This window comes from Paraburkholderia xenovorans LB400 (assembly GCF_000013645.1).
Lineage (GTDB): Bacteria > Pseudomonadota > Gammaproteobacteria > Burkholderiales > Burkholderiaceae > Paraburkholderia > Paraburkholderia xenovorans.
In genome coordinates this window covers 1,603,747-1,620,622 of sequence record NC_007952.1, presented here as the reverse complement: position 1 = coordinate 1,620,622, position 16,876 = coordinate 1,603,747, and the positions used below count along the sequence as shown (strand labels likewise).

General features: G+C 64.0%; 14 protein-coding genes. 6 read left to right on the top strand and 8 right to left on the bottom strand.

The genetic code is table 11. The features are described from left to right. The first annotated feature begins 275 nt into the window (after positions 1-275). Positions 276-1,277: a GlxA family transcriptional regulator gene (locus BXE_RS29170; protein WP_011491706.1), complete on the top strand. Its 1,002-nt coding sequence runs from the start codon at positions 276-278 to the stop codon at positions 1,275-1,277. 98 nt (positions 1,278-1,375) lie between these two features. Here the strand turns inward: BXE_RS29170 and BXE_RS29165 are convergent, their stop codons facing one another. The 3 genes from BXE_RS29165 to fdhA form a co-directional block, all read right to left on the bottom strand. Next, positions 1,376-2,791, bottom strand: coding sequence for a tetratricopeptide repeat protein (locus tag BXE_RS29165; protein WP_011491705.1), 1,416 nt, complete (start codon positions 2,789-2,791; stop codon positions 1,376-1,378). Continuing rightward, on the bottom strand, positions 2,788-3,501 hold the full coding sequence (locus BXE_RS29160; RefSeq protein ID WP_148223024.1) for a DUF5672 family protein: 714 nt from the start codon (positions 3,499-3,501) through the stop codon (positions 2,788-2,790). The genes BXE_RS29165 and BXE_RS29160 overlap by 4 nt, the downstream gene beginning before the upstream one ends. Positions 3,502-4,021: 520 nt before the next feature. Further along, on the bottom strand, positions 4,022-5,221 hold the full coding sequence (gene fdhA, locus BXE_RS29155) for a formaldehyde dehydrogenase, glutathione-independent (protein WP_011491703.1): 1,200 nt from the start codon (positions 5,219-5,221) through the stop codon (positions 4,022-4,024). A gap of 290 nt (positions 5,222-5,511) precedes the next feature. On the opposite strand from fdhA, the gene betI reads away from it, so the two are divergent. From betI to BXE_RS46685, 5 genes are all read left to right on the top strand, one after another. Further along, a complete protein-coding gene (gene betI, locus BXE_RS29150) occupies positions 5,512-6,099 on the top strand; it encodes a transcriptional regulator BetI (protein WP_011491702.1) in 588 nt (195 codons plus the stop codon). Positions 6,100-6,162: 63 nt separating this feature from the next. Beyond that, positions 6,163-7,632: a betaine-aldehyde dehydrogenase gene (gene betB / locus BXE_RS29145; protein WP_011491701.1), complete on the top strand. Its 1,470-nt coding sequence runs from the start codon at positions 6,163-6,165 to the stop codon at positions 7,630-7,632. 12 nt (positions 7,633-7,644) lie between these two features. Next, positions 7,645-9,330, top strand: a complete 1,686-nt coding sequence (betA, locus tag BXE_RS29140) for a choline dehydrogenase (RefSeq protein ID WP_011491700.1) — start codon at positions 7,645-7,647, stop codon at positions 9,328-9,330. Between the two features lie 121 nt (positions 9,331-9,451). Continuing rightward, positions 9,452-10,627 (top strand): class C beta-lactamase, encoded by a 1,176-nt coding sequence (gene ampC, locus BXE_RS29135; protein ID WP_011491699.1) that lies wholly within the window; start codon positions 9,452-9,454, stop codon positions 10,625-10,627. 158 nt (positions 10,628-10,785) lie between these two features. Beyond that, the gene (locus BXE_RS46685; protein WP_158340992.1) at positions 10,786-10,962 is read left to right on the top strand and encodes a hypothetical protein; all 177 of its coding nucleotides are present in this window, start codon (positions 10,786-10,788) and stop codon (positions 10,960-10,962) included. A 4-nt stretch (positions 10,963-10,966) separates the two neighbouring features. Here BXE_RS46685 and BXE_RS29130 read toward each other — a convergent pair whose 3' ends face one another. From BXE_RS29130 to BXE_RS29110, 5 genes are all read right to left on the bottom strand, one after another. Continuing rightward, positions 10,967-12,385 (bottom strand): MFS transporter, encoded by a 1,419-nt coding sequence (locus BXE_RS29130; protein WP_011491697.1) that lies wholly within the window; start codon positions 12,383-12,385, stop codon positions 10,967-10,969. 142 nt (positions 12,386-12,527) lie between these two features. Further along, positions 12,528-12,791 (bottom strand): hypothetical protein, encoded by a 264-nt coding sequence (locus tag BXE_RS29125; RefSeq protein WP_035516607.1) that lies wholly within the window; start codon positions 12,789-12,791, stop codon positions 12,528-12,530. A 61-nt stretch (positions 12,792-12,852) separates the two neighbouring features. After that, positions 12,853-13,509, bottom strand: coding sequence for a sarcosine oxidase subunit gamma (locus BXE_RS29120; RefSeq protein ID WP_011491696.1), 657 nt, complete (start codon positions 13,507-13,509; stop codon positions 12,853-12,855). Then, a complete protein-coding gene (locus tag BXE_RS29115; RefSeq protein WP_011491695.1) occupies positions 13,499-16,501 on the bottom strand; it encodes a sarcosine oxidase subunit alpha family protein in 3,003 nt (1,000 codons plus the stop codon). Before BXE_RS29115 ends, BXE_RS29120 begins: the two co-directional genes overlap by 11 nt. Further along, entirely contained in the window at positions 16,498-16,860 is a 363-nt protein-coding gene (locus tag BXE_RS29110; RefSeq protein ID WP_011491694.1) for a sarcosine oxidase subunit delta, read from the bottom strand. The genes BXE_RS29115 and BXE_RS29110 overlap by 4 nt, the downstream gene beginning before the upstream one ends. Positions 16,861-16,876 lie beyond the last annotated feature (16 nt).

The window sequence follows — 16,876 nt, the reverse complement described above, 5'->3', positions numbered from 1 at the left end:
CAAGTCGGCGTTCGCGGTTCTTCACCGATTGCGGAACGGGCGTGGTGCGCCGGCTCGCATGTTGCACTGCACCTGAACGTCGTGCGCAGTTCAGGTGCGTGAATAAATGCCGGCAGCGCCGTTCTGGTGCTGTTTGTTTAGCTATCCGACGGGAACAACGCAGCAACCAGGGGTTTAGCCTGATGGCACGGTAGTTGCCCTAGTCCTCAGAATTACAGTAGTCGCTGCTCCCCACGGCGACGCGACATTACAGATTCGAAGGAATCATTCCTCCCATGTCCACCGATCGCACGGCGTCGTTGTCGCATTTCGCATTCATGCCGGTTCCCAACTTCACCATGATTGCGTTCACCAACGCGATCGAAGTCCTGCGCATGGCGAACTATCTGACGGGCCAGACGCTTTACCGCTGGTCGATCGTGAGTCCCGAGGGCGGACCGGTCGTGGCCAGCAACGGCTTGTCGGTGGATACGGGGCCGGTGGAATGCGTCGGGCAGCCGGATATCGTGTTCGTGGTCGGCGGCATCGACGTGCAGCGCGCGACCACGCCCGCGCACCTTTCCGCACTGCGCCGCTTCGCCCGCATGGGCAGCGTGCTCGGCAGCCTGTGCACCGGCACCTATGCACTGGCGCGCGCCGGTCTGCTGGCCGGTTATGCGTGCGCGATTCACTGGGAGAACATGTCGGCGCTCAAGGAAGAGTTTCCCGACACGCGCTTTCTGAAAGAACTTTTCGTGATCGATCGCGATCGTGTTACGTGCACCGGCGGCGTGGCGCCGCTCGACATGATGCTGAACCTGATCACCCCGCGCGTCGGCACTGCACGCGTCACGCAGATTGCCGAGCAGTTCATCGTCGAGCATGTGCGCGATACCAGCGCACAACAGAAAATGCCGCTCGTGGCGCGGCTCGGCTCCGCGAACAAGTCGCTCTTCGAAGTGATCGCGCTGATGGAGAACAACATCGAGGAGCCGCTCTCACGCGAAGAACTCGCGCGGCTCGCCGGCATGTCGCAACGGCAATTGCAGCGCCTCTTCCGCGAACATCTGGGCATGACGCCCACGCATTACTATCTGACGCTGCGGTTGCGGCGCGCGCGAGAACTGCTGCTGCAAACCGACATGTCGATCATGCACATCACGATGGCGTGCGGCTTCCAGTCGGCCTGCCACTTCTCCAAGAGCTATCGCGACGCGTTCGGCACAGCGCCGACGCGCGAAAGACGCAAGCAGACGCCTTCGCTGGCTGCGGTGCCGGTGCCGGTGCTGGCGGCTTGAGGCTGCCTGGGGCTGCTTGAGACGGCGTGTTCGTCAGCGCGGCGAATTCAGAACGTCTGGCACATCCGTCAAGACATGACGGATCGCACATGGCAAGGTCACAGCGCGGCCAGCCACACCATCGCATCCCGCACGACGGAATTCCAGTCGCCTTCCCACGTTTGCCGCAACACGGTTGCGTTCTCGACCCACGTGGAAGCGCGGCCCGCATGGCCCCAGCGCCAGTCGCCGGACGTGTTGACCGGCACGCAGGTCGGTTTGGCCATCATCGCGGCCAGATTGGCGACCGCTGAATCAACCGCGAACACCGCGTCCAGCTCCCCGATGCACGCGGCGGTGTCATCGAAAAAGTGGATGCCGGGCAGATAGCGCTCGACATTGCGGGCCGGCGCGCCTGCCGCTGCCTCGGCAAGCGGATGATGCAGATTCACGAAACAGATCCGGCCGGCCAGCGCGGGATCCGTCACGATCCGGTTGAGCGCGTCAAGCGGCAGGCTGCGTCGGGCGGCCCAACACCGCACCGTGCTGCCGACGTCGGAGAGGTGGCGCTGCCGACAGTCCCAGAACAGCCCTACCAGCTTTTTCCCCGGATGTTGTGCGCGCAACTGTCGCGCCCACTCTGCCGCGATCCGCTGTTTTGCAACCGGAGCCCGCATATAGGCCCGAAACCGGTAGCCGGCAGTCGCCTGCGCGGCTCTCAACTGCGGCAAATGCAGCAGCGTTGCGTATAAATGCGGCTCGAACGCCTCCACGCCTCGCCGCACCGCTTCGGGCAATGCGTCGTGGTACCGCAACGGACGCGCCGCGCTCACGACTTCGCAGCCGGGCAAGGACGCCTGCATGAGCGCGTGGATCTGCAGGTCACAGGTGATCATCACCTGCGCGCCGGCCGCTTGCCAGTCCGCCACACATGCGGCCAGCAGGAAGTTGTCGCCGAAGCCGAGCTGATGGACGACGAGCACGCGCCGGCCGCACAGATCGGACTCGCCCTGCCACGCCGGGATGCCGAGCGGACGATAGCTGCCGGCATCGCCCGAATCGTTGCGCCTGAGCCAGTGCGTGAAGCCGCGTGGGTCGCCGGCCTTGAGCAGCGCTTCGCCAAGAAACTGTTCGGCTGTTGCGAGGGTGTCAGCGGTGCTCGTTGCCGCCGGCCGCCGCGCCTCATCCAGCAGCCGGATCGCCTGTTCGAGGTGGCCCGCCATCATCAGGCTGTAGCCGAGTCGCAGTTGGGCGAGCGCGGGTTGGTCCGGAATCGACGGGTCATACATTCTCGTCTCGATCGCCTCGGCGTGCCGCCCGAGCAGATCCAGCGCGAACGCGCGCATGGCAAAAAAATCAGGGCTTTGCGCACCGAGTGCCAGCGCCCGGTCCACCCAGGCAACGAGTTCGTCCTCGCGCTTGAGCGAGATCAGCACGTCGCAGATCTCACGCAGGATCGTCAGGTCGTGAGGCGCATGCTCATGACGCATATATGCGGCCCGCAATTGCTCCTGCAGATGAATGGCCGCCGTCACTTGCCGAGTCCCTCGAAAGCATTTTTCAGCAGGCTTTCGCACATCTCGACGTACCGCAGCGCGGTCTCACCGGCCACGCCGGTCATCATCATGTTGTGCACGATCTCCTGTGCGCTCCACAGGTGCCGGTAGCGTTCATACATCACCTTCATGCAGTCGAATTTGCGCTGGTCGCAGTAAGTCGTCAACAGCATCAGGACTTCGTTGGAACTGTAGGTGCGCAGGTCCAGCGCGCGCACCTTTTCCATCAACGTCGCGTCGTCGACGTGCCGCCACATGTTGAACGCGGCGTGAAAACCAAAGGTTGGCCTGTCAGGGGGGACATGCTCATAAGCAAAACGGGCCGCGGCTGCCGCGGGCGCAAACCGGATGCCATAGCCGGTTTCGAGCAATGGCCTGTATACCCGGCAGATCAGATCGTCCTCATTCACGCCGGGAAGCAATGCGAACCGTTCATCGGCAAGCGCCTGCAACAGCTTTGTCGAGCGCAGCGAAAACCCACCGTTGCCCACGTTCATGCCGTCCCGGTGGAACGGCCAATAAGCCCCGATGTAGTCGTAGTCGAAAAACGTCTCGCTCCACGCTGCGGGGTCGAGCACATAACCGTCCCACTGAACGACCAGCACCCACGGCGTGGTGACATGGCCGAGGAGATGCTTGACCATGAACGCGGAATAATCTTCCTTGGACCGAAGGCGGGGAATCAGCACCGTACGTACGGAGGTAGGCACGGCCTCGTGAGTGAAAAGAATCGCGTCGGCAAAGTTGCACCGGGCCGCTGACGTTTCCAGCGCACGCGCGGCGAATGCGGGATTGATCGAATCGGCCGCGCATAGCGTCACGTTGCCGAGATCGACGGTAGAGAAATTACTGCTCATCAGTACTGCCTGGCCAGTCGGTGTCTAACGGTTTGCGCAATGCGCAATGCGCAACGAGGCTTGCCCGCCCCTCTTCCGCCAGATCGAGGCGGAAACGCCGGCTTGCGCGTCGATCTGGCGCACGACGCGGGCCGGTGGCAGGCAATACGCGGTGCGGATCAGCGAAGCTGATTGGGCGCCGCGCCGACGCTACCGGTCGCGCCGGCCATCGGGCCGCATGATACCGAGGCCTTCAACTGCACCAATTGCTCGCAGTTGCCCGAGGACTGGGCACGCTTTATCGCCAATAGCGAGATCCTATACAAAGCTCGCGCAAACCGAGGGATGACACGATGTCGCTGGCGAGACCCGCTTATGCCGCCTTCAGCAATCCGTGCGGGTCGATCACGAATTTCTTCGGCGCACCGCCATCGAACTGGCGATAACCATCAGGCGCCTGATCGAGCGACACCACCGTCACGTTGACGATATCCGCAATCGGCAAGCGGTCCCACAAGATCGCCTGCATCAGGTTCTGGTTGTATTTCATCACCGGCGTCTGTCCGGTATGGAACGAGTGCGACTTCGCCCAGCCGAGACCAAAACGGATGCTCAGGCTACCTTTGCGCGCGGCGGCATCGGCGGCGCCGGGGTCGTCCGTCACGTAAAGGCCCGGAATGCCGATCGCGCCCGCGGCGCGCGTGATTTCCATCAGCGAATTGAGGACAATGGCCGGCGCTTCCTCGTGCGAACCGCTGCTGCCGTGGCCGTGCGCTTCGAAGCCGACGCAGTCCACCGCGCAATCCACTTCCGGCTTGCCGAGAATCTGTTCGATCTGCTCGCCGAGCGTAGCATCCTTCGACAGGTCCACGGTCTGGAAGCCCATCTTGCGGGCGTGCGCGAGACGCTCCTCGTTCATATCGCCGACGATCGTGCAAGCCGCGCCCAGCAGGCGCGCCGACGCGGCGGCGGCCATGCCCACCGGCCCGGCGCCCGCGATATACACGGTCGCGCCCGGCTTCACGCCGGCCATGACCGCGCCGTGATAGCCGGTCGGCAGAATGTCCGACAGGCACGTGAGATCGCGGATTTTCGACAGTGCCTGCGCGCGGTCGGGGAACTTCAGCAGATTGAAGTCGGCGTACGGCACCATCACGTACTCGGCCTGACCGCCGATCCAGCCGCCCATGTCCACGTAGCCATAAGCGCCGCCGGCACGCGACGGATTCACGTTCAGGCACACGCCGGTATGCTGCGCCTTGCAGGTCGGGCAGCGCCCGCAGGCCACGTTGAACGGCACCGAGACGAGATCGCCGATCTTCAGCGTTTCCACGTCGCGACCTATCTCGATCACCTCGCCGGTAATTTCATGACCGAGCACGAGGCCGACCTCGGCGGTCGTGCGGCCACGCACCATGTGCTGATCGGAGCCGCAAATATTGGTGCTTACCACCTTCAGGATCACGCCGTGACCGATCGAACGGCCACGCGGATCGACCATCTTCGGATAGTCGATCGACTGCACTTCCACCTTGCCCTGCCCCAGATACACGACGCCGCGATTGCTGCTCATTTGTCTGTCTCCATGTCTTGTGAGCGGCGCGCCCAACTCGCTGAGTTGCTGCAGCACGCCGTTCAACGAGCGTAGCGCCCGCTGGATGAAGCGCATGGTCCGAACGCGACATGAGTTTGGCCGGAACCGACACGTGCGGCGCCACGCGTGTTCGAGCCGTGGCAAGCCGGTTTTTATTGATTGACCGTTCAATATAAAAAACCTACTATGGCCACTCGAATCCACCCGGGCGGATTGTTTTCGTCTTGCGCAAGCCGCCCGGCTCTCACGCCAGCCACCGCGCCAGCACCATGCCCAAACTCGGAATGCGCGAAATCCGCCGCGCGCAACTGATCGACGCCACGCTTCTCACGATCGACCAGACCGGTCTCGCGGGGACCACGCTGGCTTCGGTCGCGCAGCGCGCGAGCATTTCCACCGGCATTGTCAGCCACTATTTCGGCGACAAGGACGGTTTGCTCGAAGCCACCATGCGTCACGTGCTGCGCGATCTGTGGCAGGCCACCTCGCGCCGGCGCCGGGCGGCCAGGGCGGACCCGCGTTCGAAATTGCGCGCGGTGGTCGCCGCGAATTTCGACGCCGAGCAGACCAGCGGCCCGGTCATGAAAACCTGGCTGGCGTTCTGGTCCGAGAGCATGCACAAGCCGCAATTGCGGCGGCTGCAACACGTGAACACGCGCCGGCTGTATTCGAACCTGTGCGCGGATTTTTCCAAAGCCTTGCCGCGTGCGGCGGCGCGCCGTGCGGCAAGCGGCCTTGCGGCGCTGATCGACGGGCTGTGGTTGCGCGGTGCGCTGTCGGGCGAACCGTTCGACACCAAAGCGGCGCTGCGCACGGCCAACGACTATATCGACCTGGTGCTCGCATCGCGCGAGTAAGGCCACGGGCACGATCAGGCACGACTCAGGCAGAACGGCGGCATCTTCAGAAAGGAGCAGGTCATGGCGGTATTCGCAATACAACGCCTCTACATCGGCGGCGCGTATGTCGACGCAACCAGCGGCGAAACCTTCGATACGCTCGACCCCGCCACCGGCGAGACGCTCGCGAGCGTGCAGCAGGCTTCGGCGGCGGACGTCGAGCGCGCGGTGCAATCCGCGCGGGAAGGCCAACGCGAATGGGCCGCGCTCACGGCCATGCAGCGTTCGCGCGTTCTGCGCCGCGCCGTCGAGATTCTGCGCGAGCGCAACGACGAACTCGCCGCGCTCGAAACGCGCGACACCGGCAAGCCGATTGCGGAAACGCTCGCGGTGGATATCGCCACCGGCGCGGACGTGATCGAGTACTACGCGGGACTCGCCACTGCCATTGAAGGGCAACAGATTCCCTTGCGGCCCACCTCGTTCGTTTATACGCGGCGCGAGCCGCTTGGCGTTTGCGCGGGCATCGGCGCATGGAACTATCCGATCCAGATCGCGTGCTGGAAGTCGGCGCCCGCGCTCGCGGCCGGCAACGCGATGATCTTCAAGCCGAGTGAAATCACGCCGCTATCGGCGTTGAAGCTCGCCGAGATCTATACCGAAGCCGGCGTGCCCGCGGGCGTGTTCAATGTCGTGCAAGGCGACGGACGCGTCGGTGCAATGCTGGCCGCGCATCCGGACATCGAGAAAATCTCGTTTACCGGCGGCGTGGAAACGGGCAAGAAGGTGATGTCACTGGCGGGCGCATCGTCACTGAAAGAAGTGACGATGGAACTCGGCGGCAAGTCCCCCCTGCTCGTATTCGACGACGCCGATCTCGAACGCGCCGCCGACATTGCGATGAGCGCCAACTTCTTCAGCTCCGGCCAGGTGTGCACCAACGGCACGCGCGTGTTCGTGCAACGCGGCGTATTGGAACGCTTCGAGGCGTTAGTGCTGGAACGCGTCAAGCGCATTCGCGTGGGCGCGCCAACCAACGCCGCCACCAACTTCGGTCCGCTCGCGAGCGCCGCGCAATTGCAGAAGGTGCTGGGGTACATCGAAAGCGGCAAGCAGGAAGGCGCGCGGCTCATGGCGGGCGGCAAGCGTCTCACCGAAGGTCACTTCGGCAACGGCCAGTACGTCGAGCCGACCGTATTCACCGGCTGCCATGACGACATGCGCATCGTGCGCGAGGAGATCTTCGGCCCGGTCATGAGCATTCTCGTGTTCGACGACGAAGACGAAGCCATCGCGCGCGCGAACCGCACCGCTTATGGTCTCGCCGCGGGCGTCGTGACCGGGAATCTGGCGCGCGCGCATCGCGTGATTCATCGTCTGGAAGCGGGCATCTGCTGGATCAACACGTGGGGCGAGTCGCCGGCGGAAATGCCGGTGGGCGGCTACAAGCAATCGGGCGTGGGCCGCGAAAACGGCCTCACCACGCTCGAGCACTACACGCGCATCAAGTCCGTGCAGGTCGAACTCGGCCCGTATCAACCGGTGTTCTAAGGAGGCAGGGCGATGGCTGCGAACGAATACGACTACATCATCGTGGGCGCGGGTTCGGCGGGCAATGTGCTCGCCTCGCGCCTCGCCGAAGACGCGGACGTGACCGTGCTGCTGCTCGAAGCGGGCGGCCCCGACTACCGCTTCGACTTCCGCACGCAGATGCCGGCCGCGCTCGCCTATCCGCTGCAAGGACGCCGCTACAACTGGGCGTACGAAACGGACCCCGAGCCGCACATGAACAACCGGCGCATGGAATGCGGGCGCGGCAAGGGGCTCGGTGGCTCGTCGCTGATCAACGGCATGTGCTATATCCGTGGCAATGCGCTCGATTACGACGGCTGGGCCGCGCACGCGGGCCTCGAAAACTGGACCTATCTGGATTGCCTGCCGTATTTCCGCAAGGCCGAGACGCGCGATATCGGTGCGAACGCGTATCACGGCGGAGACGGTCCGGTGCACGTCACCACCAGCAAGCCCGGCAACAACCCGCTCTTTGCCGCAATGGTCGAAGCCGGTGTGCAGGCAGGCTTTCCGCGTACCGACGATCTGAACGGCTATCAGCAGGAAGGCTTCGGCCCGATGGATCGCACGGTGACGGCAAACGGCCGGCGCGCCAGCACGGCGCGCGGCTATCTGGATCGCGCGAAAGCGCGGCCGAATCTGACCATCGTCACGCATGCCGTGACGGATCGCGTGCTGTTCTCGGGCAAGCGCGCAGTCGGCGTCTCGTATCTGCATCATGGCAATGTGCTGAATGCGCAGGCTCGCCGCGAGGTGCTGGTGTGCAGCGGCGCGATTGCTTCGCCGCAACTGCTGCAGCGCTCGGGCGTGGGCCGCTCCACGTGGCTGCGCGAACTGGACGTGCCGCTCGTTCACGATCTGCCGGGTGTGGGCGAGAACCTGCAAGACCATCTGGAGATGTATATCCAGTACGAGTGCAAGGAGCCGGTTTCGCTTTATCCGGCTTTGCAGTGGTGGAATCAACCGGCCATCGGGCTCGAATGGATGCTGAACGGAACCGGCATCGGCGCGAGCAACCAGTTCGAAGCAGGCGGCTTTATCCGCACGCGCGACGACGATCCGTGGCCGAACATCCAGTATCACTTCCTGCCGGTCGCGATCAATTACAACGGTTCGAACGCGATCAGGATGCACGGTTTTCAGGCGCACGTCGGTTCGATGCGCTCGCCGAGCCGTGGCCGCGTGAAGCTCACCTCGCGCGATCCGAACGCGCATCCGGGCATCCTGTTCAACTATATGGCCGATCCGCTCGACTGGCGCGAGTTCCGCGACGGCATTCGCATCACACGCGAGATCATGCGGCAACCGGCGCTCGACCGTTATCGCGGCCGCGAACTGAACCCCGGCGCCGAACTGACTACCGACGAACAGCTCGATAGTTTCGTGCGCATGCGAGCGGAGACGGCGTTTCATCCATCCTGTTCCTGCAAGATGGGCTACGACGACATGGCCGTAGTCGACAACGAGGGCCGCGTGCACGGCATGCAAGGACTGCGTGTGGTGGATGCGTCGATCATGCCGCGCATCACCACCGGCAATCTGAACGCGCCGACCATCATGCTGGCGGAGAAGATCGCCGACCGTATTCGCGGACGCGAGGCGCTGGCGCGGGTGGATACGCCCTATTTCGTGGCGAATGGCGTGGCTTCGCGCAAACGGGAGAGCGCGACGGTGTGACGCTGGTCCGTGTGTACAAGATTTTCTTTACCCTCGCGCAACTTATCCTCGATTGTCAGCGCCGCGCGAAAGCTGGATAGTGCGGCTCATTCGTAGACAGACAATCAAGGAAACGCGAGAGATGAAGTTCAAAGCCCAGAGCCTTACGGCGACCGTCGTCTTTGCCTTGTGCGCGACCGCATCGATGAGTCGCGCAGCCGACGCCACGCAAGACGGCATCCAACGCACGGTCGATGCGGCGATCCGCCCGCTCATGGCGAAAGACGGTATTCACGGCATGGCGGTCGGCATCGTCGCCGGGGGCAAGGCTTATGTGTACAACTACGGCGTGGCATCGGCGGAAACCGGCAAGCCCGTGACACGCGACACGCTTTTCGAGCTCGGCTCGATCAGCAAGACTTTCACAGCGACGCTGGCTTCGTATGCGCAGGTGAGCGGCAATCTCTCGCTGTCGGATACGACTGGCAAGTATCTGCCTGTGCTTCAGGGCAGCCAGTTCGGCAACGTGAAGCTGATCAATCTGGGCACGCACACGCCGGGCGGTCTGCCGTTGCAGGTGCCCGACGAGATCCACGACAACGACGAACTCATGCAGTATTTCAAGGCATGGCGGCCCAGTTGCGTGCCGGGCGCGTGCCGGACTTATACCAATCCCGGCATCGGCACGCTCGGTCTGATCACGGCAAAAAGCATGGGCGAGGATTTCACGCCGTTGATGGAACAGCGCATGTTTCCCGCGCTGGGATTGAAGAACAGCTATATCGACGTTCCAGAAGCGCGGATACCGGATTACGCGCAAGGCTACAAGAAGGACGGTGCGCCGATCCGCATGGCGCCCGGTGTGCTATCCGCCGAAGCCTACGGCGTGAAGTCCACCGCCGCCGACATGACGCGCTTCATGCAGGCCAACATGAATCTGCTCCCGCTCGACGCGAAGTTGCAGCGCGCGATCATGCAGACGCACACCGGTTACTTCAAGGCAGGCGTGTTGACCCAGGATCTGATCTGGGAGCAATACGCGTATCCGGTAGCGTTGAAGACGTTGCTGGCGGGCAATTCGTCGGCGATGGCCTTGAAGGCGACGCCCGCGGTCGAGATCAAGCCGCCGCTCGCCCCTCGGCAGGATGTGTGGATCAACAAGACCGGTTCGACCAATGGGTTCGGCGCGTATGTGGCTTTCGTTCCGGAGAAGCAGTTGGGCATTGTCATGCTCGCAAACAAGAACTTCCCGAACGATGAGCGCGTGAGCGTGGCTTATAAAATTCTGACGGCGCTCGCCGGCGCGGGCGTTCAATAGGATTGGGCATGAGCCCAGGTTTCGGGGGTGCCATTCGCGTACAACTCGTGAAGGCATTTGTGTACCGGACGATGACTAACTTATTGATTGCCTTGAGCAGATCTGGGACTCGTAAATCGCCGCATGCACGAGTCCGCTGCTTTCCGGTAGCCCGACCAATGAGCATCCGCCGGTTGAGCGCGACCGTTGCATTCATCTATCCACCGGATGTCGGCTTGCCCGCGCGCACCACGTTGCTCGACAGCGCGAACTGTACGGCCGTTTTCCGCCTGGCCGACAACCGCGTCGCGTTCGGGTGGAACGGCGTGATGGTGCGCGCTATCCGCAAGCCGTGAACCTTCAATCCCGCATCGGACTCAACACCCCACGCGCATCGGTCTCAACCGCCTCCGATACCAGTGTTTCCAGCGCCAACCCACGCGTCTCGATACCGAGTATCCACACCGCCGCCGCAGCGATCACGAAACACATCGCACCGAGCGAGAACACGCCGCCCTGCCCGAACACCGGCAGCACCACGCCCACCACGTAAGGTCCGATCAACGAACCCACGCGGCCAATCGCCGACGCGAAACCCGAACCCGTTGCCCGCGCACCCGTCCCGTACAACTCCGGCGTGTAGGTGTACAACACCGCCCACATCGCAAACAGGAAGAACTGCATCGCGAGCCCGGCACAGATCAGCAAGGTCGGCGTCTGCGCGTGCAGCGCGGTTTGTCCATATACGTAAGCCATCACCGCACTGCCCGCAAGCGACGCAATGCAGGTCGGCTTACGTCCCCAGCGTTCCACCAGCCAGGCCGCACAGATAAACCCCGGAATGCCGCCGAGCGAAATCAGTACCGTGTACAGCACCGACTTCGTCACCGCGAAGCCTGCCTGCTGCATCAACGCGCCAAGCCACGACGTCAGTCCATAGAAACCGAGCAGCGCGAAGAACCACAGCGTCCACACCATGATCGTCCGACGCCGGTACGCTATGCTCCATATCTCGCGAAACGCGCCCGTGCCCTGCGCGGCCGGCGGCTCGGCGAGCATCGCGGGCGGGCGCAACTGGCTCAGCCCGGCCGCTTTCATCACCTTCACTTCGACTTCCGCGAGAATCTTGTCCGCTTCGCCGAAACGTCCACGATGTTCGAGCCAGCGCGGCGATTCCGGCACCATGCGGCGCACGATCAGCACGAACACCGCGGGAATCGCGAGCAGCGCGAACTCCGTGCGCCAGCCGAACGTCGGCAGCACGAAGTACGACACCACGCCCGCCGCAATGAAGCCGAGCGGCCAGAAGCCGTCCATCAGCGCAATCAGACGGCCGCGCGACGCTGCCGGCACGAACTCCGACAGCAGCGTCTGCGCAATCGGAAACTCCATGCCCATGCCGAAACCGAGCAGCACGCGATAAAAGATCAACGCTTCGACGCTCTGCGCCGTCGAACACAAATACGACGCGAGCCCCCACAACACCATGCTCCACTGAAACACCGGCCGGCGTCCGAAGCGATCCGCCAGCAAGCCGGCAATCGCCGCGCCGATCACCATGCCGAAGAAGCTCGCGCTGGCCACCAGTCCCGCCGTCGCGCTCGACAAGCCGAACTCCGTTCTGATCGAGCCGAGCACGAAGGTCATCGTGCCGAGATCGACGGAATCGAAAAAGAACGCGATCGCAATGATGATGAAAATGGTCCGGTGGTAACCGGAGAACGGCAGTCGTTCGAGTCGGGCGGCTGCGCTCGCGCGAGGCTGATAAGCAGTAGACATGTCATCCCCTGGTGGGTGCGGCGGGTGCCGCGTGGGTACTCCGACGAGTTTTCAGTAGACGCCGACATAAATCGGCCACATAGAAGAAATACGTCATCGGGATGGAACGGGGGCGTCGTTCCGCACGCGCGCGTTTCGTGAGTTACGTCCGCAGACGTGCGCGCGCCGCGCCGGCAATGCGCGCGAGCGTATCCGCACTCAACCGCGCGGCGATTTTTTCGACGTATTCATGGTGCCGCGCCTGCAGCGGCGCACCGAGTTGTTGCGCGAGCAGATAGCGGATCAGCGCGATGCGCCGGTGCCGCAGCACGATGCTCTGGTCGAGCAGCGCCAGCGCGGCATGGGCATCGCCTTCGTGGCACGCGCGCTCGGTGAGGCGCGCGGTGGCTAGACGTGTCGACGTCATGTCGGTCATTCAGCGCGAAGGGCGCGAGCGGTCCGGTTTGGCAACCGCCGCTCGCCGCGCCTTACGACAGCAGCGGCTCGGCTGCGTCGAGCATGATCTTCACGAAGTAGTCCGCAAAGCTGCGGCGCACGACCAAGTCGAAACTGCTCGGGCCGGTGGGCAGCAACGTGATCGATGCCTTGAAATAGTGGCTCTGCGCGCACTGCCCCTCGCCGAACAGTTTGGGGTGCAGATCGAGCGGACAGCCGCGCGACAGCACTTCGCGCGTGCGCGTGCCGCTGATTTCCAGCACCGTATAGCCGCTGCCGATATCCACCGCCGACGCGAACACGCCCGCGAACGCGGCGCCGAGTTTCGCCTGCAACGGAGCGGTACGGGTCGCATCGTGCGCGACGGCCGAGCGCGCCAGCCACTCGTCCGGGCCGAGCCACAGCACGTCGTAGCCGTTGCCGCGCGCCACCGTGTTCGCCTTCTCAGGCGGACGGCAGCCGATCACGCTCTCGAAGGCGCGCACGAACGCCGCATCACGCGTATCGCCGCGTACGTTCACCAGTTCGAGAAACGGCCGCTCGCCCAGCCTGAACGCCGCGGATGCCGTCGCCTGATGCTTCTTCAGCAGTGCGTCCGCGCCCACCAGCGGCGACTCCTGCCACACGCCGGTCTGTTTGCCGACAGCGCGACCCACGACCGACGCCGTCCCTCTCGTTTCATTCCACATGTTGACGTGCTCCTTCGCTGTCGTAGAACACCGAACTGGTGACCTTCGCTGCAATCTGTTTGCCGCTCGCAAGCGGAATCGTGACCGTCTCGCCGATCTTGTCGAGACCGCCCTTCACGACCGCCATCGCGATCGAGCGCTTCAGGATCGGGCTGTAGTAGCTCGACGTGACGTGGCCGAGCATCGGCGCCGTGTCGCCCTGGAACGGACCCGCGACGATCTGCGAGCCTTCGGGTATCACGAACGACGGGTCGTCCGAAAGCAGGCCGACCAGTTGCTTGCGTCCTGCCTTCGCCGTGTCCGAGCGGGTCAGCGAACGCTTGCCGAGAAAGTCCTTGGACTTGGCAACCAGCCCGCCCATGCCGAGGTCGTACGGCGTCATCGAACCGTCCGTATCCTGGCCGACGATGATGTAGCCCTTCTCCGCGCGCAGCACGTGCATGGTTTCGGTGCCGTACGGCGTGATGTCGAATTCCGCGCCCGCGGCCATCAGCGCTTCCCACACCGCGCGTCCGACGTTCGCCGGCACGTTCACCTCATAGGCGAGCTCGCCCGAGAAGCTGATGCGCATCACACGCGACGCGGCGCCCGCGACCGTGCCTTCGCGATAGCTCATGAACGGGAACGCCGCGTTGGCGAAGTCGATGTCCTGGCAAACCTTCTGCAGCACCTTGCGGCTGTTCGGACCGACCACGGCGAAGGTCGCCCAATGGTCCGTGACCGACGCGAGCCGCACGCGCATGTCCGGCCATTCGGTTTGCAGCCAGCGTTCGAGCCACGTCAGCACGCGCGCCGCGCCGCCGGTGGTGGTGGTCATCATGTAGTGCTGGTCGGCGAGGCGTACGGTCACGCCGTCGTCGAAAATCATGCCGTTTTCGTCGAGCATCAGACCATAGCGGCACTTGCCGACTTCCAGCTTGCTCCACGGATTCGTATAGACCCAGTTCAGCAGTTTCGCCGAATCGGGACCCTGAATGTCGATCTTGCCGAGCGTGGAGGCGTCGAGAATGCCGACGCTCGTGCGCACCGCGAGCGATTCGCGCGCCACTGCCGCGTGCAGATCTTCGCCGGCTTTCGGGTAGTACCACGGGCGCTTCCAGTTGCCCACGTCCTCGAAGGCCGCGCCGTTTTCCACGTGCCATTCGTGCACCGCCGTCTTGCGCACCGGGTCGAGAAACTCGCCCAGCTCGCGGCCGGCAAACGTGCCGAAGCTGACCGGCGTGTAGTTCGGCCGGAACGTGGTCGTGCCGGTTTCGGGAATCGTCTTGCCGAGCGCCTGCGCGAGAATCGCCATGCCGTTGATGTTGCCGAGCTTGCCCTGGTCGGTGCCAAAACCCATTGCCGTATAGCGTTTCACGTGTTCGACCGATTCGAACCCTTCGCGCGCCGCGAGGAAAATATCCGCGGCCGACACGTCGTTCTGGAAGTCGACGAACTGCTTCGGCCCGCGCGTGGCCAGTTCGCGGCCGCCGACCAGCCACAGCGGCAGCATCGTCGCTTCCGTGATCTCGGCCACCTGCACCGGATTCGGCCGTGCCACGATGAAGCCCGCCGCGCGCGCCGCCTCGACGCCCGCATCCACCGCAAAGCGGATGCCCTGGCCGAGCGTGAAGTCGCCGGCGCAGGCGCCGACGCTCGTTTCCGCCTGCATCGCCTTGCCCGGCACGAAGCAGGCCTTCCCGTCATGCCAGTGCGCCTTGCCGCCCGATTGCGCGAACAGGTGCAGCACCGGACTCCAGCCGCCGGACATGGCGAGCAGATCGCACGACAGCTCGCCCTGCTTCGCACCGACCTGTCCGTTCGAATACGACGCCAGTTCGACCGAAGCCACGCGCAGTTTGCCGTGCGCCGCAGTGATCACCGTGCCGCTCATCACCTTGACGCCATAGCGCCTTGCGAGCGCCGGCAGCGTGCCCTTCGATTCGCCCGCGCGCGGATCGACCACCGTCACCTGGGCGCCGGCCGCTTTCAGATCGAGCGCGCACTGGTAGCCGTCGTCGTTGTTCGTGAAGACCACCGCGTTGCGGCCCGGCAGCACCGCATAGCGATGCAGATAGGTCGACACGGCCGACGCCAGCATCACGCCCGGCAGATCGTTGTTGCCGAACACGATGGGCCGTTCATGCGCGCCGGTCGCGAGAATCACCCGTTTCGCGCGGATCTTCCACATCAGTTCGCGCGTGCCCTTGCGCTGCGATACCGGCAGATGCTCGGTGAGCCGCTGCGTGACCGTCACGAGGTTGTGGTCCTGATAGCCGAACGCCGTGCTGCGGCACAGGATTTTCACGTCGGGCATTTGCCGCAGTTCGTCTTCGATCTTGTGCACCCAGTTCAGCGCGGGCTTGCCGTCGATCTCCGCGCGGCACGACAGCAGCGAGCCGCCGAGTTCCGGCTGATCGTCGACCAGCGTCACGCGCGCGCCGGACAACGCGGCTGCGTGCGCGGTCGCAAGGCCGGTCGGGCCGCCGCCCACCACCAGCACGTCGCAATGCGCAAAGCACTTGTCGTAGCGGTCCGCGTCGGTGTGTTCCGGCGCCTTGCCGAGACCGGCCGCGTCGCGGATCACTTCTTCGTACTTCGGCCAGAATTTGCGCGGCCACATGAAGGTCTTGTAATAGAAGCCCGCCGGAATGAAGCGCGCGATCTTCTGGTTGACCGCCATGCGGTCTTTTTCGATGCTCGGCTTCGCGTTCACACTGGTGGCGACGAGCCCCTGGTACAACTCGACTTCGGTGGCGCGCGCATTCGGCACCGTGTAGGCGCCGGTTTCGAGTTGCACCACGGCATTCGGCTCTTCCACGCCTGCCGTGACGATGCCGCGCGGCCGGTGATACTTCCAGCTACGCGCCACGAAATGCTCGCCGTTCGCGAGCAGCGCCGAAGCCAGCGTGTCACCCTGATAGCCCTGGTACTGGCGGCCGTTGAACGTGAACGTCAGCGGCATCGCGCGATTGATGCGCCCGCCGTTGGGGAGTCGGTCTTTCTGGCTCATGGTGCGCTGCCCTCTTGTGCCTGGTTCGGTGCCTGGTTCGGTGCCTTGTTTTGTGGCCTGTCTTGTTCGTTAGGCTCGTTGCCGTCCATTGCGAGCAGCGGACGTTCGAACGTCTCGTAGCCCTGGATCTCGTAGCTCACCGTGTCGCGCTGCGCCTTGAACCAGCGGCGGCAGCCTTGCGTGTGCAGCCATTGTTCGCGATGCACGCCGCGCGGGTTCTTGCGCATGAACAGGTAGTCGCCCCATTCCTTGTCGCTGAGTTTGTCGGAGTCGAGCGGACGGGCAATGTCCGCTTCGCCGCCGCAGGAAAATTCGGTTTCGGCGCGTGGCCCGCACCAGGGGCATTCGATCAACAGCATTGGGTTCTCCAGTGCG